General features: G+C 73.0%; 21 protein-coding genes and 1 pseudogene. 20 read left to right on the top strand and 2 right to left on the bottom strand.

All coding sequences use genetic code 11. The annotated features are described in order from the left end of the window. Together IE168_RS00870 and IE168_RS00865 are read right to left on the bottom strand one after the other, a co-directional pair. Positions 1-690: a TonB family protein gene (locus IE168_RS00870; protein ID WP_189494165.1), complete on the bottom strand. Its 690-nt coding sequence runs from the start codon at positions 688-690 to the stop codon at positions 1-3. A 134-nt stretch (positions 691-824) separates the two neighbouring features. Further along, positions 825-1,676 (bottom strand): 2OG-Fe(II) oxygenase, encoded by an 852-nt coding sequence (locus tag IE168_RS00865; RefSeq protein WP_189494163.1) that lies wholly within the window; start codon positions 1,674-1,676, stop codon positions 825-827. 264 nt (positions 1,677-1,940) lie between these two features. Here IE168_RS00865 and IE168_RS00860 point away from each other — a divergent pair, with 264 nt between their 5' ends. From IE168_RS00860 to mfd, 20 genes and pseudogenes are all read left to right on the top strand, one after another. Next, complete coding sequence (locus IE168_RS00860; RefSeq protein ID WP_189494160.1) at positions 1,941-3,458, top strand: hypothetical protein; 1,518 nt, start codon at positions 1,941-1,943, stop codon at positions 3,456-3,458. 89 nt (positions 3,459-3,547) lie between these two features. After that, positions 3,548-6,283: a TonB-dependent receptor domain-containing protein gene (locus tag IE168_RS00855; protein WP_189494158.1), complete on the top strand. Its 2,736-nt coding sequence runs from the start codon at positions 3,548-3,550 to the stop codon at positions 6,281-6,283. Between the two features lie 838 nt (positions 6,284-7,121). Continuing rightward, positions 7,122-7,952, top strand: a complete 831-nt coding sequence (locus IE168_RS00850; RefSeq protein ID WP_229822993.1) for a type II secretion system protein N — start codon at positions 7,122-7,124, stop codon at positions 7,950-7,952. Then, positions 7,949-10,003: pseudogene (gspD, locus tag IE168_RS00845) on the top strand (type II secretion system secretin GspD); the annotation flags it as partial. The gene IE168_RS00850 and the pseudogene gspD, both read left to right, overlap by 4 nt. 95 nt (positions 10,004-10,098) lie before the next feature. Beyond that, positions 10,099-11,604 (top strand): type II secretion system ATPase GspE, encoded by a 1,506-nt coding sequence (gene gspE / locus IE168_RS00840; protein WP_189494152.1) that lies wholly within the window; start codon positions 10,099-10,101, stop codon positions 11,602-11,604. After that, positions 11,591-12,796 (top strand): type II secretion system inner membrane protein GspF, encoded by a 1,206-nt coding sequence (gene gspF / locus IE168_RS00835; protein WP_189494150.1) that lies wholly within the window; start codon positions 11,591-11,593, stop codon positions 12,794-12,796. The genes gspE and gspF overlap by 14 nt, the downstream gene beginning before the upstream one ends. 11 nt (positions 12,797-12,807) lie before the next feature. Further along, on the top strand, positions 12,808-13,314 hold the full coding sequence (gspG, locus tag IE168_RS00830) for a type II secretion system major pseudopilin GspG (protein ID WP_189494148.1): 507 nt from the start codon (positions 12,808-12,810) through the stop codon (positions 13,312-13,314). A 9-nt stretch (positions 13,315-13,323) separates the two neighbouring features. Further along, a complete protein-coding gene (locus IE168_RS00825) occupies positions 13,324-13,776 on the top strand; it encodes a GspH/FimT family pseudopilin (protein WP_189494526.1) in 453 nt (150 codons plus the stop codon). A 31-nt stretch (positions 13,777-13,807) separates the two neighbouring features. Next, positions 13,808-14,230: a type II secretion system minor pseudopilin GspI gene (gene gspI / locus IE168_RS00820; RefSeq protein ID WP_386659912.1), complete on the top strand. Its 423-nt coding sequence runs from the start codon at positions 13,808-13,810 to the stop codon at positions 14,228-14,230. A gap of 62 nt (positions 14,231-14,292) precedes the next feature. Beyond that, positions 14,293-14,895 (top strand): type II secretion system minor pseudopilin GspJ, encoded by a 603-nt coding sequence (gene gspJ, locus IE168_RS00815; protein ID WP_189494524.1) that lies wholly within the window; start codon positions 14,293-14,295, stop codon positions 14,893-14,895. Next, the gene (gene gspK, locus IE168_RS00810) at positions 14,892-15,869 is read left to right on the top strand and encodes a type II secretion system minor pseudopilin GspK (protein ID WP_189494145.1); all 978 of its coding nucleotides are present in this window, start codon (positions 14,892-14,894) and stop codon (positions 15,867-15,869) included. The genes gspJ and gspK overlap by 4 nt, the downstream gene beginning before the upstream one ends. Further along, positions 15,866-16,957, top strand: coding sequence for a type II secretion system protein GspL (gspL, locus tag IE168_RS00805; protein ID WP_189494143.1), 1,092 nt, complete (start codon positions 15,866-15,868; stop codon positions 16,955-16,957). Before gspK ends, gspL begins: the two co-directional genes overlap by 4 nt. Beyond that, positions 16,954-17,445 carry a type II secretion system protein GspM gene (gspM, locus tag IE168_RS00800; protein WP_189494141.1) on the top strand — a complete coding sequence of 164 codons (492 nt, stop codon included), beginning with the start codon at positions 16,954-16,956 and terminating at the stop codon, positions 17,443-17,445. The genes gspL and gspM overlap by 4 nt, the downstream gene beginning before the upstream one ends. Continuing rightward, positions 17,442-18,140: a type II secretion system protein N gene (gspN, locus tag IE168_RS00795; protein WP_189494139.1), complete on the top strand. Its 699-nt coding sequence runs from the start codon at positions 17,442-17,444 to the stop codon at positions 18,138-18,140. The genes gspM and gspN overlap by 4 nt, the downstream gene beginning before the upstream one ends. Positions 18,141-18,247: 107 nt before the next feature. Beyond that, complete coding sequence (locus tag IE168_RS00790; protein WP_189494132.1) at positions 18,248-19,393, top strand: OprO/OprP family phosphate-selective porin; 1,146 nt, start codon at positions 18,248-18,250, stop codon at positions 19,391-19,393. A gap of 79 nt (positions 19,394-19,472) precedes the next feature. Further along, positions 19,473-20,624: a glycosyltransferase family 4 protein gene (locus IE168_RS00785; RefSeq protein ID WP_189494130.1), complete on the top strand. Its 1,152-nt coding sequence runs from the start codon at positions 19,473-19,475 to the stop codon at positions 20,622-20,624. Continuing rightward, positions 20,602-21,150 (top strand): phosphatase PAP2 family protein, encoded by a 549-nt coding sequence (locus IE168_RS00780; protein WP_189494127.1) that lies wholly within the window; start codon positions 20,602-20,604, stop codon positions 21,148-21,150. The genes IE168_RS00785 and IE168_RS00780 overlap by 23 nt, the downstream gene beginning before the upstream one ends. 288 nt (positions 21,151-21,438) lie before the next feature. Beyond that, the gene (locus IE168_RS00775; protein WP_189494125.1) at positions 21,439-22,296 is read left to right on the top strand and encodes a 23S rRNA (adenine(2030)-N(6))-methyltransferase RlmJ; all 858 of its coding nucleotides are present in this window, start codon (positions 21,439-21,441) and stop codon (positions 22,294-22,296) included. Between the two features lie 55 nt (positions 22,297-22,351). Beyond that, positions 22,352-22,966, top strand: coding sequence for a GNAT family N-acetyltransferase (locus IE168_RS00770; protein ID WP_189494123.1), 615 nt, complete (start codon positions 22,352-22,354; stop codon positions 22,964-22,966). Positions 22,967-23,078: 112 nt separating this feature from the next. Beyond that, positions 23,079-26,591: a transcription-repair coupling factor gene (gene mfd, locus IE168_RS00765; RefSeq protein WP_189494522.1), complete on the top strand. Its 3,513-nt coding sequence runs from the start codon at positions 23,079-23,081 to the stop codon at positions 26,589-26,591. The last annotated feature ends 57 nt before the right edge of the window (positions 26,592-26,648 follow it).

Genomic DNA, 26,648 nt, shown 5'->3' with positions numbered 1-26,648 from the left:
TCAGCGCGCCGCGGTCCAGTTGACGGTTACGGTCGGATCGATCGGCAGCACGCTCTTGCTCGAGAACCGCTGTGCGTCGGGCCCGGTCCAGCTGCAGGCCGAGACCGGCGACGCCGGGCCGAGGTAGCAGACCGGCCACAGCAGGGTCGACGGCACCGCCTGTCCGGCCACCTGCTCGGGCGAGAAGCGCCACGTGCGCGCGGCCTCCTCGGCCATGCGCGCCATCGCCTTCGACACCGAACCCGTGGCCGCATGCACGTCGGTGTCCTGCACGCTGCCGTCGGCGCCCACCTGCAGCCGCAGCACGACCATGCCCTCGTGGCCGGCGAGCTGGTCGCGCACCGGATATCCGGGCGCCGTCATGGCGGCGAGCGCCGGGCCGGTGGTGGCCGAGACCACGCGCCAGCTGCCGTCGGCCGATTCGTCGACCACGACGCGGAGGTAGGTGCGGGTGCCGGCCGCATCGCCGGACGCCCCCGGGCTGAACACCCAGCCCCGCGCCTCGCGGGCCAGCGCATCGCCCGCGGTCCCGGGCACGGGTCCGTGCGCGGACACGTCGGCGACGCGGCCGTCGGCCCCGAGCTCGATCGCATAGGTGTAGACCTGTTGGGTCGCGGGCTCCGCGTCCGAGGCGAGTGCCGCACACGGCAGTGCCAGGCCGAGAAGAAGTGAGATCGAGATCCGCTGCATGATGATGCTCCCGCGCCAGGCGCCAAGTCGGTGATGACCCGATCACACTACGCGCGGCCCCCTGGCGGGTTACAGCACCATGACAAACACCGGCCAGCATGACGAGCGGTACCAATGGCCCGACAAACGGTCGGTCAGTCGTACCGACCCACGCGCAGCCACTTCGTCGCCACCCACTTTTCCCCGGCCACCACGGGGGCGCCGGCGTGCAGGCTGCCGGTCATGGGATGCGGCCGGTCATAGGCGAAGAACACGGCATTGCCCTTGACCGCGGCGACCTCGAAGCGCGCGTCCGGGAACGTGGTCGCACCGCCCCGCTCCGGCGTATTGAGATACATCACCACCGAGGCCACGCGCTGCCCGCCGCGGGCCAGGGTCTTCGCCGAACCGGGGCGCGCGGGGTCGAAGTAGTCGTAGTGCGGCCGGTACTCGGCGCCCGGTCCGTAGCGCAGCAGCTGCAGGCCCTCGCCGTTCTCGAGCGGCCAGTCGACCAGGGCGGCGAGCCGGCGCTCGATGCGCTCGCACAGCGCGTTCTCGCCGCGGCGGAAGAACATGCCGTCGCTGGTGCGGCTGGCGTGCACCGCGTCGACGCCGGTCTCCATGTCCAGCACCGGCGACGGCCGCAGGCGCTCGCGCCCCATCGCCACCAGCGCGTCGCATTCGTCGTCGGCGAGCACGCCACCGAACACCACCACCCGCGGATGCAGCATGTTGGCCAGCACGGTGACCCTGCGGTCGCCGGCATCGATGACCGATGCGCCGTTCATCTCCACCGGACAGGGAACGCGCTCGGGCGCCGGCAGCCCGTGCTCGCGCGCGTGCTCGGCCAGGTGTTCGCGCATCGCCGTCTCCAGGGCCGCGGCGGCGGCGGCGGCGTCCCAGCCGCGCTCGACCATGGCCGCGAGCACGGCGTCCGGCGATGCCCCCGAGCGCACGCGCTCGAGCAGCCACTGCATGAGTCCGGCATCGATCCCGGGGCTTTCCATCCGTCCGGTCCGCAGGGTTCGCAAAGGGACCACCAGCAGGCCTGCCGCGCATGACGCGCGGATGACAGCCGACATCCCGCTGTCGCGAAGCTGTCGCATGTGACAGCCGGGCGTCCGTGCCATCGGCGTGCAAGAAAGCTGTCACGCAAGGCCACTAGCCTTCATCGCCGATTCATCCGGAACGCAGCGGACGCCGCCCGACAGGGCGCGCCGGGCCGCGGTTCCATCGCTGCGTCCGCGCACCTTTCCTCCCGGAGACTACCGATGTCCACGCGCCACAGTTCCAAGGCCCTTCTCATGACTTTCGGCGCGGTGCTCGCGCTGAGCGCCTGCGGCGGCAACGGCGCCGACCGCGTCGCCTCGCCCGGCGAGGGCGCGTTCCCGCCGCCGCCCCCGACCGCCCCGCCGCCGTCGAACCCGCCGCCGTCCGAACCGCCGCCGAGCGAGCCGCCGCCGTCCGGTCCCGCCGCATCCTGCCCCGAGGGCTTCCGCAACATCGGCACCATCGCCGACTTCCGCGCCTGCGAACTTCCCGAGCGCATCATCGGCGAGCTGACCGTGCCGAAGGCCGCCGGCACCGTCTACGCCATCAATGGCGCGGTGCACGTGGGCGAGGACATGGGTGGCGACGCCGCCGCCCCGCGCGCCGGTGCCCGTGAAGGCATCCTCAACATCGAGGCCGGCGTGACCCTGTACGCCTCCGCCGGTCCCGACGCGCTGGTCGTCAACCGCGGTTCGAAGATCTACGCGCTCGGCACCGCCGAGGAGCCGATCATCATGACCGCGAAGATCGACGTCGAAGGCGGCGCCACCGCCGAGACCGAAGGCCGCTGGGGCGGCCTGGTGCTGGCCGGCCGCGCGCCCGTCAACACCTGCATCGGCGACTTCCAGCCGGGCACCGCGCAGTGCGAGACCCGCATCGAGGGCGGCGACCTGGGCATGTACGGCGGCAACTCGGCCACCGACAACTCCGGCACCGTGCAGTACATGCAGATCCGCTACTCGGGCTTCGCCTTCTCCGGCGGCAACGAGCTCCAGGGCCTGACCATGGGCGGCGTCGGCAGCGGCACCACCATCGAGTACGTGCAGGTCCACAACAGCTCCGACGACGGCATCGAGATCTTCGGCGGCACGGTCAACGGCCGTCGCATCGTGGTCACCGGCGCCAGCGACGACAGCCTCGACATCGACTCCATGTGGAGCGGTGCGGTGCAGTTCGGCATCGTGGTCCAGCGCGATAGCACCGGCGACAACATGAACGAGTGGTCGGGCACCAACAGCAGCAACACGATCCCGCTCACCCCCGAGCAGTACTCGAACCCGCACGTCGCCAACTTCACCTACGTCGGCCGCGCCGGCGGCACCAGCGGCAACGGCTCGGGCTTCACCGTGAACCTCGGTTCGCGCGCGGAGATCTACAACACCGTGGTGACCCGCAAGCCCGGCGGCACCGGGAAGGGCCTGACCTGCCTCAGCGTCGAGACCCCCGAGCGCGGCAGCACCGCCACCCTCGAGTCGGTGTTCTTCGCCTGCCCGAACAACTTCAACAACGAAGCCGCCGAGGCCGCCTTCACCGCGGGCGTCAACACCGTGGCCGGCAACTCGACCCTGACCAGCGTGTTCGTCAACGGCGCCAACGAAACCGCCGTGCCGGCGGCCGCCAACCTGCCGGGCAAGCATCCCTTCCTGCAGCAGGTGGACTACATCGGCGGCGTGAAGGACGCGAACGACACCTGGTGGCAGGGCTGGACCTGCGGCCTGACGGCCGACACGCCCTGCTGACCGGGCCTGACGTCCCAGCAAGGGGCGGCCCACCGGGCCGCCCCTCCCTATATGCACGGCCCCGTTTCCGCACAGCCCAAGGTCCCACTATGAAGCGCACCCCGACACGCAGCGGCCTGTCCGTCGCGATCACCACCCTCCTCGCCTGCCAGGGCGCCTGGGCCCAGCAGCACGACGTACCCGGCGGCCAGGCCACGGTGCCGTCCCAGGCGACGATCGTGCACGCCACGATCGCGCAGTCGGCCGCCACCGCCGCCCAGCCGGCTGCGGACGGCGACCAGGCCGTCCAGCTCGACGCGGTCGAGGTGCGTGGCGAGTACATCCCCGAACCGATGCTGCAGACCGCCGAGGTCGCCTCGTTCGTGACCCGCGAGGACTTCGTGCGCACCGGCGACTCCGATGCCGCCGACGCCCTGCAGCGCGTGTCCGGCGTGAGCATCGTCGGCGACAAGTTCGTGTATGTCCGCGGCCTCGGCGAGCGCTATTCCTCGGCGCTGCTCAACGGCTCGCCCCTGCCCAGCCCCGAGCCGATGCAGCGCGTCGTGCCGCTGGACCTGTTCCCGGCCGAAGCCCTCGAGGGCATGACCGTGCAGAAGACCTACTCGGCCCGCTATCCGGGCGAGTTCGGCGGCGGCGTGGTCGACCTGCAGACGCTCAACATCCCCGCCGAGCCGTTCCTCAAGCTCAGCGTGGGCGGCGGCTTCAACAGCGCCACCACCGGCGAGAAGGGCCTGACCTACTACGGCGGCGACGACGATTTCTGGGGCTACGACGACGGCACCCGCAAGATGCCGCGCGCGCTCCAGGACGCGATCGCCACCGGCAAGCGCATCGACCGCACCAACTTCAGCAACGAAGAGCTCGCGAATATCGGCCGCAGCTTCGAGAACGCCAACCTGAACGTGCTGCAGGAAAAGGACAGCATCGACCCCGACGTGAACTTCGGCATCAGCGCCGGCTGGTCCGGCGACATGGGCGACGACGCCCGCATCGGCTTCATCGCCGTGGCCGGCTTCGACAACGAGTGGCGGACGATCTTCGGCGACCAGGAACAGGGCGTGTTCCTCGGCGACAACGGCGAGACGCTGTCCTACGCCAAGGACTACGAGTTCCTCACCACCCGCAACAACGCGCGCGTCAACGGCCTGTTCGGCGTCGGCTACGAGTGGGGCACCCACCGCATCGACCTGACCACCCTGTACGTGCACGACACGATCAAGGAAGCGCGCAGCCGCGCCGGCATGGACTACGTCTCGGGCTACGGCTACCGCGAGGACGACACCCGCTGGTTCGAGCGCGAGATGGTCAACAACCAGATCAGCGGCAAGCACGAGTTCGGCGAGTACGGCGACGTCAAGGTCGAATGGCGCGCCGCCTGGGCGCGCGCGACCCGCGACGTGCCCTACGAGAAGCAGATCGGCTTCCGCGACGAGGGCGACGGCTACTGGGCCTACTCGGTGCGTAACCAGGAGAACTACACCCGCTTCAGCGGCGTCGAGGACGACGTCGCCAGCGGCGGCGTCGACCTGAGCTGGCGCCTGCCGGTCGAACGCGACCTCACCCTGCTCGCCGGCGCGTCCTACATGGACAACGACCGCAACGCCTGGTCGCGCGAGTTCCGCTTCTTCGCCGGCGACGGCCCCGGCAACGGCGCCGAGCTGCCCTTCTACTTCCCGTACCAGCGCCCCGATTACCTGTTCTCCGACTACAACCTGAGCCAGGGCTGGCTTCGCCTGGAGGAGACCACCGGCCTCGGCGGCCAGGCCGCCTACGACGCCACGCTCAAGGTGCTGGGCACCTATGTACAGGTGGAGGGCGAGATCACGCCGAACCTGCGCGGCACCTTCGGCCTGCGCTACGAGGACGCGACCCAGGCGGTGCATCCGTACGACATCTACACCGGTGCCCGCGCGGGCGCGATCGCGCCGCTGGAGAACGACTACATCCTGCCCGCGCTGACCCTGACCTGGAACCTGGCCGACAACCGCCAGCTCCGCTTCGGCGCCTCGCAGACCATCGCGCGCCCGCAGTTCCGCGAGCTCTCGCCTCAGCTCTACACCGATCCGGACAAGGACCGCCAGCTCTACGGCAACCCCTACCTGGTCGACAGCGAACTGACCAACCTCGACGCGCGCTACGAGTGGTTCTTCGGCTCGGGCGAGTACTTCACCGCCGGCCTGTTCTACAAGCAGATCGACAAGCCGATCGAGGCGATCATGTTCACCGGCGGCGGCGACGCCCTGTGGCAGACCTTCGTCAACGCGCCCGAGGCCACGGTGTACGGCGCGGAGCTGGAGTTCAAGAAGTACTTCGACCCGGCGTTCGCGGCCGACTGGTGGGACGGCAACCGCCTCTACCTGGCCACGAACTACACCTGGACGCAGTCCGAGGTGAACGCCGACGAGGGCGACACCGTGGCGCTCGACAGCGGCACCGGCATCACCCAGCCGGCGCGCAGCCTGATCCTGGACGGCAGCGCGCTGCAGGGCCAGTCGGAGCACATCGCCAACCTGCAGTTCGGCATCGAGAACACCGACAAGGACCTGCAGGCGACGCTGATCGCCAACTACGTCAGCGAGCGCATCTCGGCCCGCGGCAACAACCTGCGCCAGGACCTGATGGAAGAGCCGGGCCTGACCCTGGACTTCGTGCTGCGCAAGACCATGCGCTTCGGCGAGACCCCGGTGACGCTGGGCCTTGCGGCGCGCAACCTCCTCGACACCGAGGTCGACGAGTACATCGAGGGCGGCGGCGGGCAGAAGATCCACGTGCTGCGCTACGACCCGGGCGTGTCGTACTCGTTCAGCATCTCGACCGAGTTCTGACCGGGATCCAACCGGTCCGCCCCGGGGTGGGGACAGGGGCGTCCGTTCGCGGGCGCCCCTTTTTTTGGTTCTTCTCCCAATCGGGGGGATGTTCGCGTTGGTGTTTTTTGGGCTACGGCGGCCCGGTGCGGGCGCAGGGGGGATGCCCAGCCGGAATCTGCGCTGTCCTGCTCCCACTTCCGGCCGCCGGCCATCCATGGCCGGCTCTGGGCATCCCCCCTGCGCCCGCACCGGGCACCACCTTTCCCGCGGTCTGGAAAGACATTGAACCCTCCCTGCGCGATTCCTTCCCGACTCGGTCCCGCCACTCCCTGTCGCGGCTGCCGCCGCGATTGCTGTCGCCCTGCTGCTGATGCTGGCGTTGCGGGTGCGGTTTGCTGCGGTGCTGGTGCTGGCGCTGGTGCTGGTGCTGCTGTTGTTGCTGTTGCTGTTGCTGTTGCCCTCGATCTTTCCCGAGGCCGGACCTCGCCACAGCCCGTCGCGCGCACAGGGGGTGTGCGGACAGCCGGCCAGGGATGGCCGGCGGCCGGCAGTGGGAGCAGGACGCGGAGATGCCGGGGGAGCACACCCCCTGTGTGCGCGACGGGCCGCGTACACCACCACGGAGCCGACTTGCATCACGCCCCAACCCCGCAAGCATCTCCGGCCGTAGCAGACGCCGATCAAACATCACCCCAGTCAGTTCGACCGCGAGAGCCTCTTCCCCTCACTTGGGAAGAAGAACCCCTTTTTTCCGGTTCTGCGACCGGAATGTGTCAACTGAAACCCGGCTGTCACGAAACCTTCGCATGCTGTCGCGGCGGCGCACCTCCCGCGCCTGGACGACCTGCCCGTGCCCATGCTCGACGCCTTCCGCGATCCCCGCTTGCTGCTGGCCAGGCCCGGCGGCGTGGACGGGCTGCGGCGCGCCGCCGAGCTGGCCATCGTGCTGCTGCTCGGCCTGCAGGCGGCACGCCTGGCCTGGCTGCTGCTGCCGCCCGCCAGCCTGGGCACGCTGCCCGCCGAAGCGGCGCCGGACCTGCCGGTGCAGCCCGCGCGCCTCGCCATCGACGCCTTCCATCCGCAGCGCGGCCCGGTCGCCAGCGCCGACACCTCGGGCCTGCGCCTGTTCGCGGTCCGGCCCGCCGCCGGCGGCGGGAGCGCCATCCTCGCCATGGCCGACGGCCCGCAGCGCTCCATCGCCGTGGGCGCGGACGTGGTGCCGGGGGTGACCCTGGCCGAAGTCCTGCCGGACCACGTCGTGCTCGACAGCAGCGGCCGCCGCAGCGAGCTGCGCTTCGCCCGGCCGGACGCGGCACCCGCGACCAGGGCGCCGGCGCCGGCACCGCCCGTTCCCGCGGCCACCGCAGCGGCACCGCCATCGGCGCCGGCACCAGCGGCAGGCCCGCAGATCAACCCTGCCGAGCTGCTCGCCGGCATGGGCCTGCGGCCGGAAGAGGCCGATGGCCGGATCACCGGCTACACCGTCATTCCCCGCGGCAACGACGTCGTCCTGCGCCAGGCCGGGCTGCAGGCCGGCGACGTGCTGCTGTCGGTCAACAACGAAGCGCTGGATCCGGAGCGCCATGCCGCCCTCGCCCAGACGCTCGCAGGGGCCGACACCATCACCTTCACCTTCCGCCGCGACGGCCAGATCCGCAGCGCGACCCTGCAGGCCCAGACTCCGTGAACCACCGACTCCTCGCCGCCGCCCTCGTCCTCGCGCTCACGGCCCAGCCCGCGCCCTTCGCCTTCGCCCAGGCCGGTGCCGGAGTGACCGCGCAGGACGCCGACATCCGCGCCTTCATCCAGGACGTGGCGCGCGCCACCGGCACCACCTTCATCATCGACCCGGCCGTGCAGGGCAGCGTCAGCATCACCCGCGACGTGGCCATGGACGAGTCCGAACTGCTGGGCGTGCTGCTGGCGGTGCTGCGCGCCAACGGCCTGGTGGCGGTGAGCGCCGGGCCCGGCGCCTACCGCGTGGTGCCCGACGCGCAGGCCGTGCAGTCGCCCGGCGGCGGTTACGGCGCTTCGGCCTTCACCACCCAGGTGCTGCCGCTGTCGACGGTGGATGCGCGCATCGCCGCGGAAACGCTCAAGCCGCTGGTCGGTCGCGGCGGCGTGGTGATCCCGACGCCGCAGGGCAACGCGCTGCTGGTCGCCGACTACGCCGACAACATCCGCCGCATCCGCGGCCTGGTGGCGCAGATCGACAGCGACACCGCCGGCATCGATACCGTGACGCTCCGCAACAGCTCGGCGCGCGAGGTCGCAGCGACGGTCACCCAGCTGTTCGGCGGCGGCGAAGGCCGCGGCGGGCAGCTCTCGATCCAGGCCGTCGCAGGCAGCAATTCGATCGTCGTGCGCGGCGCGCCCAGCGCGGTGCAGCGCGTGGTCCAGACCATCCTCGAGCTCGACCGCCGCGCCGAGCGCACCGGCGGCGTGCGCGTGGTGCGCCTGCAGCACGCCAGCGCCGAGCAGCTGCTGCCGGTGCTGCAGCAGCTGGTGGGCCAGACGCCCGACGGCGAGGACGCCGGCGGCTCCGTGGCCGCCAGCGCGGCCGGTGCCGCCGACGCCTCCACCGCGCAGGTGATCAGCGCGGTGCCGGGCAAGCGGCCCACGATCGTGCGCTATCCCGGCGCCAACTCGCTGATCATCAACGCCGATCCCGAAACCCAGCGCCTGCTGGTGGACGTCATCACCCAGCTCGACACCCGCCGCGAGCAGGTGCTGGTGGAGGCGATCGTGGTCGAGATTTCCGACAACGCCGCCAGGCGCCTCGGCGCGCAGCTGCTGGTGGCCGGCAAGGAAGGCAGCAACGTGCCTTTCCTCGCCACCCAGCATCCCGGCGCCGGCACCGGGATCATGCCGATCGCCGGCGGCTGGTACGCCGAGCAGCAGCGCCGCGAGGGCAACGACGACGACGGCGTACTCGACCTCGCGCGCCAGGCCGCGGTGCAATCGCTGCTGGGCATCAACGGCGCGCTCGGCGGCATCGCCGGCAGCAACGACAACGCCACCTTCGGCCTGATCATCGACGCGGTGAACAGCGACACCGCCTCCAACCTGCTGTCCACGCCCTCGATCCTGACGCTGGACAACGAGGAGGCGCGGATCCTGGTCGGACAGGAAGTGCCGACCACCAGCGGCGAGGTGCTGGGCGACAACAACTCCAACCCCTTCCGCACCATCGAACGCCAGGACGTCGGCATCCAGCTCGAAGTCACGCCGCAGATCAACGCCGGCGGCGGCATCACGCTGACCCTGCGCCAGGAGGTGTCGTCGATCGCCGGGCCGGTGAGCGAGGACTTCTCGGAGCTGGTGCTGAACAAGCGCGAGGTGGAGACCCGCGTGCTGGTGGACGACGGCGAGATCGTCGCGCTCGGCGGCCTGCTCGACCAGAACGACCGCAACACCGTGTCCAAGGTGCCGCTGCTGGGCGACATCCCGATCGTCGGCCAGCTGTTCAAGCACCGCTCGCGCTCGCGCGACAAGACCAACCTGATGGTGTTCATCCGCCCGACCATCGTGCGCAGCACGGCGGACGCGCAGGCGATGAGCGCCGGGCGCTGGGACTACATGCGCGGCCAGCTGCCGGTGATGGGCGAGCGCGAGAACGCACTCGACGAGCTGGTGCGCGACTACCTGCGCACGAATCCGCCGGCGATGCCGGTGCCGGGCGCCGGAACGACATCAGCCCCGGTGCCCGCGTCGCGCCAGACCGAACCGGCCATGCCCACCACGCCGGCCGCGGGCCCGGCCGACACCACGGCCACCCCGGCTGCGGACATGGGCGTGGACAACGCAGCCGCCACCGGCGCCGACGCCGCCCGATGAGCGGACCCCTGCCCGCTTTCGCCTACGCGTTCGCCAAGCACCAGGGCGTGGTGCTGCTGGGCGTGGACGACGCGACCGGACGCGCACGGGTCGGCCTGCGCGAGGACGCCGATCCCGCCGCGCTGCTGGAGGCGAGGCGCAGCCTCGGCATCGGACTCGACGTGGAGCTGCTGCCGCGCACGGCCTTCGACCGCCGCCTGTCCGAGATCTACGCCGACGCCGCGCTCGCCGGCGGCGCCGACGACCTCGACCTTCCCGGCGATCTCGACGCGCTGGCCGGCGACATCCCCGCCACCGCCGACCTGCTCGATGCGCAGGACGACGCGCCGGTGATCCGCCTGATCAACGGCCTGATCGCCGAGGCCGCGCGCATCGGCGCCTCGGACGTGCACATCGAGCCCTTCGAATCCGCGCTGGTGGTGCGCATGCGCGTGGACGGCGTGATGCGCGAGGCGCTGCGCCTGCCCGGGCGCATCGCGCCGCTGCTGGTGTCGCGCGTGAAGGTGATGGCGCGCCTGGACATCGCCGAGAAGCGGCTGCCGCAGGACGGCCGCATCGGCCTCGCCATGGGCAGCAAGGCGCTGGACGTGCGCGTGTCCACACTGCCCGCGCGCGGCGGAGAGCGCGTGGTGCTGCGCATCCTCGACAAGGACCAGGGCACGCTGTCGCTCGAAGGCCTGGGCATGCAGCCGGGCGTGCTGGACGCGCTGCAGCGCGCGCTGCGCGTGCCCAACGGCATCGTGCTGGTGACCGGGCCCACCGGCGCCGGCAAGACCACCACGCTCTACGCCGCGCTCGTCGCGCTCAACGACGGCCGCCGCAACATCCTCACCGTCGAGGACCCGGTGGAGTACGCCATCGACGGCGTCGGCCAGACCCAGGTCAACGCGCGCGTGGGCATGAGCTTCGCCGCCGGCCTGCGCGCGATCCTGCGCCAGGACCCGGACGTGGTGATGGTGGGCGAGGTGCGCGACCCGGAAACCGCGCAGATCGCGGTGCAGGCCAGCCTCACCGGCCACCTGGTGCTGTCGACCGTGCACACCAACGATGCGCCGGGCGCGGTCACGCGGCTGCGCGACATGGGCATCGAACCCTTCCTGCTGGCGTCCAGCCTGCGCCTGGTGCTGGCGCAGCGGCTGCTGCGGCGGCTGTGCACGGCCTGCCGCCAACCGATGGCCGGCGAAGCGCTGGCGTCGGCGCTGCGGTTGCTCGGCGACAGCACCACGAACCGCGCCACGCTCTACCGCGCGACCGGCTGCGCGCAGTGCAGCCACACCGGCTATGCCGGCCGCCTCGGCATCCACGAGGCGCTGGAAGTCGACGAGCGCATCCGCCAGCTGATCGGCGCCGGTGCCGACGAGGATGCGCTGGCCGATGCCGCCTTCACCAGCGCGGGCCGCCTCGGCGACGCCGCGCGCGCCGCGGTGCTGCGCGGCCACACCACGCTCGAGGAAGCCATGCGCGTCACCCGCCAGGAGCTGCAGGACCATGGCGTCGTTTGAGTACTCCGCGCTCGACGTCCAGGGCCGCAGCCGCGACGGCGTGATCGATGCCGGCAGCGCCGCCGATGCGCGCCGCCTGCTGGAGGGCCGCCGCCTGCTGCCGGTGCGCGTGGAACCGGCCACCGCGCGCGCGGAACAGGCCTCGCGCAGCCGCGGCCGCTTCAGCGGCAAGGACCTCACCCTGCTGACCCGCCAGCTCGCCACCCTGGTGGCGGCGGCGCCGCTGGAGGAGGCCCTGCGCACCATCGGCAGCCAGTCCGAACGCGCGCCGGTGAGGCGCGTGGTCATGGCCACCCATGCGCGCGTGGTCGAAGGCTTCCGCCTGTCCGACGCCATGGCGCGCGAGCCCCGCGCCTTCCCGCCGCTGTACCGCGCCATGGTCGCCGCCGGCGAGGGCACCGGCGCCCTGCCCGCCATCCTCGAACGCCTGGCCGACCTGCACGAGCGCGACCAGCAGGTGCGCGGCAAGCTGGTCTCGGCGCTGGTGTACCCGGCCGCGCTGGCGGTCACCGCAGTGCTGGTGGTGATCGCGCTGATGGTGTTCGTGGTGCCGAAGGTGGTGGAGCAGTTCGAATCCATGGGTCGCGAGCTGCCGCTGCTCACGCGCATCGTCATCGGCGTCTCCGACGCGCTGGTGGCGTGGTGGCTGCCGCTGCTGGTGCTGCTGGCGGCGCTCGCCTTCGCCACCACGCGCCTGCTGCACCGCCCCGCCCTGCGCCGCCGCTTCGACGCCGCCCTGCTGCGCCTGCCCCTGCTGGGCCGCCTGCTGCGCGATGTCCACGCCGCGCGCATGGCGCGCACGCTCGCGACCATGTCCGACAGCGGCCTGCCGCTGATCGAAGGCCTGGCGATCACAGCGCGCACGGTCGGCAACACCGTGCTGCGCGAGGCCACCGGATCGATGGTCGAGGTCATCCACGAGGGCGGCAGCCTGTCGAGCGCGATGAAGCGCGCCGCGGTGTTCCCGCCGACGCTCCTCTACATGGCCACCAGCGGCGAGGACAGCGGGCGGCTGGCGCCAATGCTCGACCGCGCGGCCGACTACCTCGAACGCGAATTCAACACCTTCACCACGGCGGCGATGAGCCTGCTCGAACCCCTGATCATCATCGTGCTGGGCGCGATGGTGGCGGTGATCGTGCTCGCCATCCTGCTGCCGATCCTGCAGTTCAACGCCCTCGTGGCCGGCTGATGGAGGCCCACATGCAAGACCGCACCGCTCCCCGATCCACCGCCCCGCGACACGCTGCGGCTCCCGGCGCTGCCAGGCCTCGTCCATCCGGCAGGCGGCGGCGCCATGCCCGCGGCTTCACCCTGGTCGAGCTGATGGTCGCGATCGTGATCATCGGCCTGCTGTCGACGGTGGTGATGATCAACGTCATGCCCAGCCAGGACCGCGCGATGGCCGAGAAGGCGCGCGCCGACATCGCGGTGCTGGAGCAGGCGCTCGAGACCTACCGCCTGGACAACCTGGCCTATCCGACCACCGCACAGGGACTCGACGCGCTGCTTGAAGCGCCGTCCGGCCTCGCGCGCCCCGATCGCTACCGCAAGGGCGGCTACATCCGCCGCCTGCCCGAGGATCCATGGGGCAACGCTTACCAGTACCGCCAGCCGGGCCGCAGCGGCGGCTTCGACGTGTTCTCCTTCGGTGCCGACGGCGCCGAGGGCGGCGACGGCGACAACGCCGACATCGGTAACTGGCGCTGAGCCACGGCCATGCGGCGCGCGCGCGGGTTCACGCTGGTCGAGCTGATGGTGGCGCTGGCCGTCATCGGCCTGGCGGGCGCCGCCGTGGCGCTGACCCTGCCGTCCACCGACGACGCGCTGGTGAAGGAGACACAGACGTTCGCGGCGCGGCTGGCGCACGCGCGCGACGAGGCCATCCTCGGCATGCGCACGGTGGAAGTGGCGGTGACTGCGCGCGGCTACGGGTTCTCGCGCCGTCGCTTCGACGGCTGGCAGCCGCTGGACGGCCGCGCCTTCGCCGCCGTCGACTGGGCGCCCGGCACGCAGCCGCAGCTGCCGCGTCGCGATGCGCGCATGAGCTTCCGCTTCGACCCCACCGGCGCCGCCGAGCCCGGCAGCCTGGTACTGCTGCGCGAAGGCCGCCGGATGCAGGTCACGGTCGACGACGGTGGCGAAGTGACAGTCGATGGCCGCGCGCGCTGAAATCTCCGCCCAGCGTCGTGTCGAGGCATGCGTGCAGACGCTCCGCCGGGGCATCGCCGCACGCCGTGCGAAGGGCACGGGGCCACGGCACTGGAGCGATGCCGGCTTCTCGCTGATCGAGATGCTGGTCGCGCTGGCGGTATTCGCGCTGGCCGTGCTCGGGCTGCTCAACCTTTCGGGCGAAAGCACGCGCACTGCGGTCGCGATCGAGGAGCGCGTGCTGGCCGCGGTGGTCGCCGACAACGTCGCGGTCGAGGCCGCCACCCTGGACGTGCGCGAACTCGCCGACCAGGCGGCCGGCAGCGAAGAGGCCGGCGGCCGCGACTGGCGCTGGACCCGCAGCACCGCCCCGACTGCCGATCCCTCGCTGCTGCGCGTGGACATCCGCGTCTCGCCACCGGGCGAGTCGCGGGTGGCGGCGGAAGTCTCGCTGTTCCGGAGCGTCGCGCAGTGAACCAGGCCACGGCGACGCGCACGACGCTCACGAAGCGCACGACGGCACGCGCGCACACGGCCATGCACGCACGCGATGCGCTGCGTGGCTTCACCCTGCTCGAAGTGATGGCCGCACTGGCCATCTTCGGCGTAATCGCCGCCGCCGGCGTCGCGGTGATGGCCCATGCCGCCGACAGCCAGGGCGTGCTGCGCGAGCGCATGGACCGCCTGGGCGAATTCCAGCGCGCCCGCGCCCTGCTCCGCGCCGACCTTTCGCAGGCGGCTGTGCGCCTGGTGCGCAGGGCCGACGGCAGCAACACCCGCCATGCCTTCATCGGCGGCCGCCCGGGCGAGTCGGGCCCGCTGTTCGCCTTCGTCCGCCGCGGCCACGAGAATCCCGAAGGCCTGCCGCGCGCCTCGCTGGAGTACGTCGAGTACCGCATCGTCGACGGCCGCCTGGAGCGCAGCGCGCGCGCGGCCGTGGACGGCGCCGCGCCGCCGCCGGCGCGGGTGCTGATCGACGGCGTCAACGCCGCGCGCGTGGCCTACCTCGACGAAGGCCGCTGGAACGACGGCTGGCTCGGCGGTGCCGACTCGCTGCCCGAAGCGGTCGAACTGGAGCTCGAGCTCGACGCCATCGGCCATGTGCGCCAGCGCTTCCTGCTGCCCGGGGTCACGCCATGACCGGCGCGCACGAACGCGGCGCCGCGCTGCTCACCGTGCTGCTGCTGGTGGCGGTGATGACCGTGCTGCTGGTCGCGGTGATGGACGACATCCGCTTCGGCCTGCGCCGCACCGGCAACGCCCAGGCGCTGGCGCAGGCGCAGTGGTACGCGCTGGGCAGCGAGGAGCTGGCGCGCGCGCGCATCCACCAGCTCGACCGCGGCGACGGCCGCACCACCCTGGAGGGAGGCTGGAACGGCCGCCCCTTCGTGTTCCCGATCGACGGCGGCGTGATGCGCGTGCGCCTGGACGACGCCAGCGCCTGCTTCAACCTCAACAGCGTGGTCGAGGGCGCGCCCAACCAGTGGATCCGGCGCGAAGCGGGCGTGCGCCAGTACCGGGCCCTGCTGCAGGCGCTCGACTTCACCCCCGGCCAGGCCGCGGCGATGGCCGATGCGCTGGTCGACTGGATCGACCGCGACCAGGTTCCCGGCCCCTCCGGCGCCGAGGATCCCGCCTATGCCTCGCGCGGCCCGGGCTATCGCACCTCGGGCGCGCTGCTGGCCGAGGTCAGCGAGCTGCGCGCCATCGTCGCGCACGACGCCGGGGCCTACGGGCGCCTGCGTCCCCACGTCTGCGCGCAGCCCGACAACGCGCTGTCGCCGATCAACCTCAACACGCTCGAGGACGACGACGCCCTGCTGCTGAGCATGCTCAGCGACAACGCCCTGGACCCGGCGGCGGCGCGGCGCGTGATCGCCGCCCGCCCCGCGCATGGCTGGCGGCAGCTGCATGAATTCTTCAGCCTCGATGCGATCCGCGCCGCCGGCCTCGGCGACGACGCGATGCAGCAGGTCCGCCTGGCCACCCGCTATTTCTCGCTGCGCACCGAAGTCGAATACGACGGTGCCGAAGTGGTGCTGAGCGCACTGCTGGACAGCGATTCCCATGGTCCCGTGCGCCTGGTCGCGCGGCGATGGACACACGACGAATGAGCAAGCGCATCCTGTTCCTCCCTGCCGACCCGGCGGCGCCGGCCACCCTGCTGGACGTGGACGACGGCGGCCGCGTGCTGTCGCGGCGGAGCCTGCGGGCCGGCGACTCCGCCGCCACCGGCGCCGGGCCCGTGCACGGCGTGCTGGTGGTGCCCGGCGACGCCGTGCGCATCGACACCATGGAACTGCCCGCGCACAGTGCGGCGCAGGCGCAGGCGGCGGCCGCTGCGCTGCTGGCCGCGCGCCTGGCCCGGCCCACCACCCTGCACGTGGCCCTGGATCCGGCCGGCACCTCCACCCGGCGCACCATGGCCGCGGTCGACCCCGCCCTGCTCCGCGCCTGGCTCGAACGCGCCGCGGCGTCCGGCTTCATGCCCGATGCCGCCGTGCCCGAGCAGCTGCTGCTGCCCGCCCCGGACGACGACGCCCCGGTGAACCTGCTCGACGCCGGCGACCGCTGGCTGGCGCGCGGCCCGGGGCTCGCCTTCGCCGCGGAGCCGGCGCTGGCGGCGCAGGTGCTCGGCACCCGCCCGGTGTCGCGGATCGAGGGCGGACTCGATGCGCTGGCCGGGCATGCCTTGGCCCCCGAGCTCGACCTGCTGCAGGGCGAGTTCGCCCCCGCGGCCAGGCGCGCGCGCCCGGCCAACCGGCGGCGCCTCGCCTGGCTGGCGGCGGCGCTGCTCGCGTCGCCGCTGCTGCTGGTGGCGGCCCAGGCGCTGCGCCTCGAACTGGCCGCGCGCGCGCTGGAATCGCGCGCGGCGGCGACCCTGGACGCCGCCCTGCCCGGAAGCGGCGGCGACGCGGCCGGGCTGGACCGCCGCCTCCAGGCCGCGCACGCGCCGCGCGAGTTCGCGGCGGCGAGCGGCGCGCTGTTCGCCGCCGTCGACGCGCGCCCCGGCACGCACCTGGTCGACCTCGAATACGCCCGCGGCGACCGCCTGCGCGCGCGGCTGTTCCATCGCGACGCGGCCGACCTGGAGGCCCTGCGGGGCAGCCTCGCCGCCGACGGCTGGCGGCTGGTGGAAGGCGGCAGCACGGAGGTGGCCGGCGGCCTGCACACCGGCCTGGCCCTGGAGCCCTCGGCATGAACGACATGATCACCGCACTGCGCCGCTGGTGGCAGGGACGCGAACCACGCGAGCGCGCGATGCTGGCCGCCATGGCCGCGATGCTGGCCGCGTTCGCCTGGTGGTACGGCCTGCTGTGGCCGCTGCGCGCGCTGCGCGAGGAGGCCGAAGCCCGGCATGCCCGCGCCGTGGCCACGCTGCACGCCGCCGAGGCCGCGGTGGCCGCGCTCGGCACCTCCGCCGCGGCAACCGCGCAGCCGCCCGGCGGCGAGGCCCTGCAGCGCCTGCTGCTCGACAGCACGCGCGAGGCGGGTCTCGCCCCCAGCCGCCAGCGCACGGCGCCCGACGGCAGCTTCGTGCTGGAGTTCGAGCGGGTCGCGTCGCCAGCCCTGTTCGGCTGGCTCGGCGGGCTGGTCGACACGCACGGCATCGCACCGGCGTCGCTGCGCGTCGAGCGCACTGACGGCCAGCTGCGCGTCGAGGCCGGCTTCGCCGGAGCCGCACCGTGAGCGGCCGCCGGCTGGCGCTGTGGTTCGCGGGCGCGTTCGCGCTGGGCCTGCTACTGGCCGCGCCGCTGCAGCTCGCCATCGCGCGGCTCGCGCTGCCGCAGGCGCTGTCCGCGGCGGGCGTCGACGGCAGCCCGTGGCGCGGGCGCCTGCGGCAGGCCCGGTGGCAGGACGTCGCGATCGGCGACGTGCGGGTGGGCCTGTCGCCGCTGCCGCTGCTCCTCGGGCGCCGCCAGCTGCGGGTCCACGCGCCGCAGGCGTCGCTGGTGCTGCACGCCGGGCGCGTGCGCGGGCTGTCGCGCGCCGACGGCGTGCTGCCGCTGCCGTCACCGCCGGGCCTGGCCCTGCGCGCCTCGCTGGAGGACGCCCGGGTGCTGTTCGACGACGAGGGCTGCCGCGAGGCCGGCGGGCGCGTCCGGGTGGAAATGGCGCTGGCGGACGGGGCGCTGCCACCCCTGCTGCTGGCGGGAACCCCCGCCTGTGAAGGCGGCGCGGGGCGGCTCGCGCTGGTGCCCGAGGACGCGACGGCCCCGCTGTGGCTCGAAGCCACGCTCACCGTCGAGGCCGATGGCCGCCGCTCGCTGCAGGCCTCCGCGCGCACCGACGACCCCGGGCTGCGCGCCGCGCTGATCGCGCAGGGCTTCCAGGACGCGCCAGGCGGGCTCAGCCGGGTGGTCGAGTTCGGCGCGCGGCGCTGACCCGCCGCCATCCGTTCAGCTGTCGGGGGAGCGCACTGTCCCCGGGAGCGGCCGTCCCCGCGCGATAGACTTCGCGGTCCCCCGCATGACAGCCCCGCGACGATTCCATGAAACTCCTGTTGCCGCCGATCGCCCTGCTTGCCGCCGCCTGCCTGTTCCCCGCCCGCGCCGAGGTGCCGCTGGGCACGGTGGCCGGCTCCGAGGTGTCCTTCGAGAGCATGTTCCAGGTCGACGGCTACTGGTTCGACAATGACGTACTCGACCTGGACGCCCGCGCCGACGGCCGCGACCGCGCCACCGGCATCCGCCGCTTCGAGCTGGCGCTGAAGGGCAAGGGTCCGGGCGGCTTCGGCTGGGTGCTCGGCTACGACGTCCACAGCGAGACCTACCTCGACAACAACGTGTCCTGGACCTTCGGCGGCGACGGCGCGCCCGCGCACACGCTCCTGTTCGGCCAGTACAAGCAGCCCAACAGCCTCGAGGAGCTGTCCTCCGCGCGCAACAGCGACTTCATCGCCAAGGCCGCGGCCACCTCCACCTTCGCCGTCGGCCGCAGGCTCGGCGCGTCCTGGGGCTACGACGCCGGCAGCCACGGCGCCAGCCTGGGCTGGTTCGGCCGCAACCTGGACGACGATGCCGGCGGCGCCGGCTACGGCGCGCGCGCCTGGTGGGCCCCGCTGCAGGAGGACGGCCGCGTGCTGCACCTCGGCCTCAGCCACGTCGACCGCGACACCGACGCCGACGCGCTGCGCCTGCGCGCCCGCCCCAATGCCGACATGGCGGCGGCACGCATGGTCGACACCGGCGTGCTCGCCGACGTCGACCGCCTGGCCACCACCGGCGTGGAGGCGATGTGGATCCAGGGCCCGCTGAAGCTGCAGGGCGAATACTTCCTCGCCAGCGCCGACCGCATCGGCCATTCCGGCTTCGACGCGACCGGCGGCTATGCCAGCGCGCTGTGGACGCCCGGCGGCGGCACCTGGGGCTACCGCGGCGGCCTGCCGCGCACCAATGTCGCCGACGCCGGCCTGTGGCAGCTCGGCCTGCGCTACGACCAGCTCGACCTCGACGACGGCCCGGTGCGGGGCGGCCGCATGGAGGCCTGGACGGTGGGCGTGAACTGGTACTGGCGCAGCAACACCAAGCTGATGCTGAACTACGTCGACGTCGCCAGCAGCCGCACCGACGCCAGCGGCGCCCGCATCCACGACGATCCCTCGATCCTGGAAGCGCGCGTGCAGCTGCACTGGTAGCCGCGTCACACGGGCGTCAACAAACCGCCATACGCGCGACACCCCGCAGGGGCAGGCTTCGGTAAAACCGGAGCCGCCCATGCGCTATGCCATCGTCACCGAGACCTATCCACCGGAAGTCAACGGCGTCGCGCTGACGGTGCGTGAGCTGGAGCGCGGCCTGCGCGGCCGCGGCCACGACGTCGAGCTGGTGCGTCCGCGCCAGCATCGCCAGGACCACGCCGGCCCCGGCGGCATGCTCACCACCGGCGTGCACCTGCCGCTGTACGCGGGCCTGCGCTTCGGCCTGCCCGCGGCCGCGCGGCTGCGCCGCGCCTGGCGCCGCCAGCGTCCGGACGCCGTCTACATCGCCACCGAGGGCCCGCTGGGCTGGTCGGCGATGCGCGCGGCGCGCGCGCTCGGGATCCCGGTCGCCTCCGGCTTCCACACCCGCTTCGACCACTACATGCGCGACTACGGCCTGCCGCTGCTGGAGCCGCTGGCGCTGGCCTGGATGCGGCGCTTCCACAACCGCTCCGCCGCCACCCTGGTGCCGACCCGCGAGCTGCGCGCCGGACTCGAGGGGCTCGGCTTCCGCCACGTGGTTCACCTGCCGCGCGCGGTCGATACCCGACGCTTCGACCCGGCCCAGCGCGACGATGAGCTGCGCGCGCGCTGGGGCCTGGGTGCGGACGACCTCGCCGTCATCCACGTCGGCCGCATCGCCGCGGAGAAGAACCTCGGGCTGGCGATCCGCGCGTTCCGGGCCCTGCAGGCGCTGCGCCCCGATGCGCGCTTCGTCTGGGTCGGCGAAGGTCCGGAGCAGGCCGCGATCCGCGAGGCCAACCCGGACTTCATCTACTGCGGGCTGCAGCGCGGCGAAGCGCTTGCCCGGCACTTCGCCAGCGCCGACCTGTTCCTGTTCCCGAGCCTGTCGGAAACCTTCGGCAACGTGACCATCGAGGCCATGGCCAGCGGCGTGGCCACCGTGGCCTACCGCTATGGCGCCGCCGCCGAGCACCTGCGCCACGGCATCCACGGCGCCGCGATCACGCTGCACGACGAGACCGGCTTCATCGACGCCGCCTGCCGCCTCTCGCTGGAAGACGCCTCGCGCCGCGGCATGGGCGCGGCGGCGCGGACGGCGGTGCAGTCGCTGCGTCCGGCCCAGGTCGCCGCCGATTTCGACGCCGTCCTCGCCGGCATCGCCCACCGCAGGAGCCACGCCGATGTCCACGCTGCCCTCGCATAGCCGCTTCGCCGCCGACCGCCTGCTCTGCCTGCGCACCAACGCCTGGTGCGCGCGCACCGGCGTGCTGAAGGTGTTCGCCACCGTCAGCCGGCTGGGCGACGGCGTCGCCTGGTACGTGCTGATGGCGGCGATGGTGCTGCTGGACGGCCTCGACGGCGTCCGCGCCTCGGCGCAGATGGCCGCCACCGGCACCATCGCGCTGCTGCTGTACAAGGCGCTCAAGCGCTGGACCCGGCGCCCGCGGCCGTTCGCGGCCGACGTGCGCATCCGCGCCTGGATCGCGCCGCTGGACGAGTTCAGCTTCCCGTCCGGCCATACCCTGCACGCGGTCTCCTTCACCATCGTCGCCCTGGCCCACTATCCGCAGCTGGCCTGGCTGCTGGTGCCGTTCACCGCGATGGTGGCGCTGTCGCGCGTGGTGCTGGGCCTGCACTGGCCCAGCGACGTGCTCGCCGCCACCGCCATCGGCGGCCTGCTCGGCGGCGGCACGCTGTGGCTTGCGGCGCAGGTCCCGGGCCTCGGCTGACGGGACCTGCAGCCGGGCCGGCGCTCAGCGCGTCGCCGCCGGCATCGCCGCGCCAACCCGGTAGCAGTCGATCCTGCGCCGGCGCGCACGCGCTCGGCCGCGCCGCGGCCCAGCATCCGGTGCTCGACCGCGAAGCCTTCCGCGCGCAGCGCATAGACCACGGCCTCGGCGATCGCCGGATCGTCCTCGACCAGGAGCACGGTGGATGGCGCGGGCGCGGCGTCGGTGGACATGGCGGGCAGCCTGGCGGGCGCCGCGCGCCGCCGGCCGCCCCGGTATCCTTCCCCGATGAACTACCGCCACGCCTTCCACGCCGGCAACCACGCCGACGTCCTCAAGCACGTCGTCCTGCTGGCCCTGTGCGACGCGCTGGTGGCGAAGCCGGCGCCGCTGTTCGCGCTGGACACCCACGCCGGCCGCGGCCTGTACCGCCTGTCCGGCGCCAGCGCGCAGCGCACCGGCGAGGCCGACGACGGCATCGGGCGGCTGATCGCGGAAACGCCGCGCGATCCGCTGCTGCGCCGCTACCTCGACGCGGTCGCGGCCTGCCGCAAGGCGCACGGCGCCGACGCCTACCCCGGCTCTCCCTGGCTGCTCGCGCACGCGCTGCGCGAGGCCGACCGCATCGCCTGCTGCGAGACCCAGCCCGAGGAGGCGAAGGCGCTGGCGGCCAGCCTCGCCGGCGACCGCCGTGTCCGCGTACACCCGGGCGACGGCTACGCCGCCGTGCGCGCGATGCTGCCGCCGCGCGACGGCGCGACCCGCCTCGGCCGCGGCCTGGTGCTGGTGGACCCGCCCTACGAGACCCAGCTGGCGGAATTCGACGACGCGCTGGGCGCGATCCGCGAAGGCCTGCGCCGCTTCCCGCAGGGCGTGTTCGCGCTCTGGTACCCGATCAAGCTCAGGCGCACGCTGATGCCGTTCCAGCGCCGGGCCGCGGACCTGCCGGGCAAGTCGGTGTTGCTGGCCGAGCTGATGGTGCGCCCCGACGACTCGCCGCTGCGCATGAACGGCAGCGGCATGCTGGTGGTCAATCCGCCCTGGCAGCTCGACGCCGCGCTGGCACCGGCGCTCGCGTCGCTGGCGGCGGCGCTGGGCGAGCGCGGCGCCGGTTCGCGCTTCCACTGGCTGCGCACTCCGTCCTGATCCACGGCCGGCATGTGCAGATGGGCTTCACCCGTGCCGTGCCAGCATCGGCCCCATGGTCGCCAGAAACCGCCTCCCCCCGTGGCACGAGGAGCTCCGCCTCCGCAACGGCCACGACGTCCTGATCCGCCCGATCCGTCCGGAAGACGCGCCGGTGCTGCGCGCGAGCTTCGAACTCCTTGAACCCGGCGACACCCGCGGGCACCTGCTCGCCGGTGCCGGCGACATCGACGTCGAGCGTTCGCGCCAGCTGTCCCAGCCCGACACCCGCGGCGAATTCACCCTGGTCGTCACCGAGCAGCAACTGCCGCCCGGCGAGGCGATGATCCTGGGCCTAGCGCGCGCCGCCGTCGTGCCCGGCACCCGCGAGGCGGCGTTCGCGATCCTGGTCGGCCGCAACGTCGCCGGCATGGGCCTGGGCCGCCACCTGATGCGGCGCCTGGCGCGCTGGGCGCGGGGCAAGCGCCTGGACGCGCTGACCGGCGAAGTGCCCGAGGCCAACGGCCCCCTGCTCGATCTCGCGCGCTCCATGGGCTTCGGCGTGGACGAGGACGGTGCAGCCGACCCCGGCTTCGTCCGCATCCGCCTGCCGCTGGCCAGGGCCACCCCGGTGGCCGGCGTGGGCAGCGGCGGCAGCGGGGGCACGGCCGCCTCCGGCGAATCGCGCTGACACCAGCACTCCGCAGACGCCCGGGCCGCAGCGTAGAGGCCGGCCACGCTAGACTGTGCGGCCCTGCGCCGGGTGCGGTGGAACGCATCCGGTGCTGCCGCTGTTTGTGCCGATGACCGACCAGACCCCACGCCGCGCTCCCCTCCCCGCCTCTCCCACGCCCCCGCTTCCCGGCCCTGGCCGCCCGCGCGCATGGTGGCGCGCGCCGGCATCGCGCTCGGCGCTGGCCTGGTTCGTCGCGGCCGCGGCGCGCGCGCATGACGGCGTCCTGCTGGCCGTTGCCCGCGACAACCACGCCGCCACCCAGCTCGAAGCCGACCTGCACACCCTCGTCGGCGACGATGCCGGTCTGCCGGTACTGGCCTTCCCGGACTGGGAGACCCTGCCCTACGACCGCTTCAGCCCGCATCCCGAGATCGTCTCCCAGCGCCTGGCCACCTTGCGCCGCCTGCCGTCGATGAAGCGCGGCGTGCTGGTGGTGCCGGTGCAGACGCTGATGCAGCGCCTGCCGCCGCTGTCCTACGTGGTCGGCAACAGCTTCGACCTGGGCGTGGGCCAGCGCCTGGACCTGGACGCCGAGAAGCGCCGCCTGCAGGCCGCCGGCTACCGCAACGTGCCCCAGGTCTACGACCCGGGCGACTTCGCCGTGCGCGGCGCCCTGCTCGACGTCTACCCGATGGGCGAGGCGGCGCCGCTGCGCATCGAACTGCTCGACGACGAGATCGACACCATCCGCGTGTTCGACCCCGAGAGCCAGCGCTCGCTGGAGAAGGTCGATGCGCTGCGGCTGATGCCGGGCCGCGAAGTGCCGCTGGACGAGGCCTCGCGCGCGCGCGCGCTCGATGCGCTGCGCGAGCAGTTCGACATCGACACCCGGCGCAGCGCGCTGTTCCAGGACCTCAGGGCCGGGGCCGCGCCGGCCGGCATCGAATACTACCTGCCGCTGTTCTTCGAAGGCGGGGCCACCGCCACGCTGTTCGACTACATGGGCGACGGCGCCCTGCCGCTGGTGGACGAGGGCGTGGCCGCGGCCGCCGACCATTTCTGGGCCCAGGCCGGCCAGCGCCACGAGCAGCGCCGCCACGATGTCGAACATCCCGTGCTGCCGCCCGGCGCCCTGTGGCTGGCGCCGGACGAGCTGCGCGCGCACTTCAACGACGCACCGCGGATCGAGGTCGCGGGCGAGGGCCATGCGCGCCGCGACGAGGCCACCCGGCTGGGCGAGCAGCCCGCGCCGGCGCTGCCGGTGGCCGCGCGCCACGACGCCGCGGCCGTGCCGCTGAAGGAGTTCCTCGCGAGCTATCCGGGCCGCGTGCTGGTCTCGGCCGACACCGCCGGCCGCCGCGAGGCGCTGCTGGAGGTGCTCGACGCTGCCGCCCTGCGCCCGCAGGTGCTGCCCGACTTCCGCGCCTTCGCGTCCGGCGACGCGCGCTTCGCGATTTCGGTCGCGCCGCTCGAGGACGGCTTTGCCCTCGATCCCGGCGTGGCCGGCGAGGCGCCGCTGGCCGTGCTCACCGAGCGCCAGCTGTTCCCGGAGCGCGCCGCCGCGCCGCGCCGCCGCAAGCGCGCCGGCCGCGAGCCGGAAGCGATCATCCGCGACCTCGGCGAGCTGTCCGAAGGCTCGCCGATCGTGCACGAGGACCACGGCGTCGGCCGCTATCGCGGACTGGTGACGCTGGAAGCCGGCGGCATGGCGTCGGAATACCTCGAAATCGAGTACGCCAAGGGCGACCGCCTCTATGTGCCGGTCGCGCAGCTGCACCTGATCAGCCGCTATTCCGGCGCCTCGCCGGAGACCGCGCCGCTGCATTCGCTGGGTGGCGAGCAGTGGACCAAGGCCAAGCGCAAGGCGGCCGAGAAGGTCCGCGACGTCGCCGCCGAACTGCTGGAGATCCAGGCGAAGCGCCAGGCCCGCGCGGGGCTCGCGATCGACATCGACCGCGGCATGTACGAACCCTTCGCCGCCACCTTCCCCTTCGAGGAAACGCCCGACCAGCACGCCGCCATCGAGGCCGTACTGCGCGACCTGCAGTCCTCGCAGCCGATGGACCGCGTGGTCTGCGGCGACGTCGGCTTCGGCAAGACCGAGGTCGCGGTGCGCGCGGCCTTCGCCACCGCCGCGGCCGGCAAGCAGGTCGCGGTGCTGGTGCCGACCACGCTCCTGGCCGAGCAACACTACGCCAACTTCCGCGACCGCTTCGCCGACTGGCCGATCCGGGTCGAGGTGCTGTCGCGCTTCAAGTCGACGAAGGAGATCAAGGCCGAGCTGGAGAAGGTGGCCGAGGGCACCATCGACGTCATCGTCGGCACCCACCGCCTGCTGCAGAAGGACGTGCGCTTCAAGGACCTCGGCCTGGTGATCGTGGACGAGGAGCAGCGCTTCGGCGTGCGCCAGAAGGAGGCGCTGAAGGCCCTGCGCGCCAACGTGCACCTGCTCACGCTGACCGCCACCCCGATCCCGCGCACGCTCAACATGGCCATGGCCGGGCTTCGCGACCTCTCGATCATCGCCACCGCGCCGGCCAACCGGCTGGCGGTGCAGACCTTCGTCGTGCCCTGGGACGACGCCCAGCTGCGCGAGGCCTTCGACCGCGAGCTGGCGCGCGGCGGCCAGCTGTTCTTCCTGCACAACGACGTCGAGTCGATCGGCCGCATGCAGCGCCAGCTGCAGGAGCTGGTGCCCGAGGCGCGCATCGGCGTGGCGCACGGCCAGATGCCCGAGCGCGAGCTGGAGCGGGTGATGCTCGACTTCCAGAAGCAGCGCTTCAACGTGCTGCTGGCCTCGACCATCATCGAATCCGGCATCGACATCCCCAACGCCAACACCATCATCATCAACCGCGCCGACAGGTTCGGCCTGGCGCAGCTGCACCAGCTGCGCGGACGCGTCGGCCGCTCGCACCATCGCGCCTATGCGTATCTCGTGGTGCCCGACAAGCGCTCGATCACCGCGGACGCGAAGAAGCGCCTGGACGCGATCGCCTCCATGGACGAGCTCGGCGCCGGCTTCACGCTCGCCACCCACGACCTCGAGATCCGCGGCGCCGGCGAGCTGCTGGGCGAGGACCAGAGTGGCCAGATGGCCGAAGTCGGCTTCAGCCTCTACACCGAGCTGCTGGAGCGCGCGGTGCGCTCGATCAAGCGCGGCGAACTGCCCGACGTCGACGGCACCGCCGCGCGCGGCGCCGAAGTCGAGCTGCACGCACCTGCGCTGATCCCCGAGGACTACCTGCCCGACGTGCACACGCGCCTGACCCTGTACAAGCGCATCAGCTCCGCGCGCGACGCCGAGGCCCTGCGCGAACTGCAGGTGGAGATGATCGACCGCTTCGGCCTGCTGCCGGAGCCGACGAAGCTGCTGTTCGCCACCGCCGAGCTGAAGCTTGCGGCCACCGGGCTGGGCATCGCCAAGATCGACATCGGCGCCAGCGGCGGGCGGGTGAAGTTCGTCGAGAAGCCGTCGGTCGACCCCATGGCGATCATCCGCCTGGTCCAGGGCCAGCCGAAGCAGTACCGGATGGACGGGCCGGACACGCTGCGCCTGGCGCTGGAACTGCCCGAGGCGGGCGAGCGGCTGCAGGCCGCGCGCGGACTGCTGGCGCTGCTGGCGCCGGGCGGACGCTGAGACAGTGCCCCGTTGACAGCGCCGGCGCGCCTCCGCATCCTTCGCGCCCCCGGGAGG

The sequence above is a fragment of the Luteimonas padinae genome, assembly GCF_014652935.1.
Lineage (GTDB): Bacteria > Pseudomonadota > Gammaproteobacteria > Xanthomonadales > Xanthomonadaceae > Luteimonas > Luteimonas padinae.
This window is presented reverse-complemented; position numbering and strand designations above follow the sequence as displayed.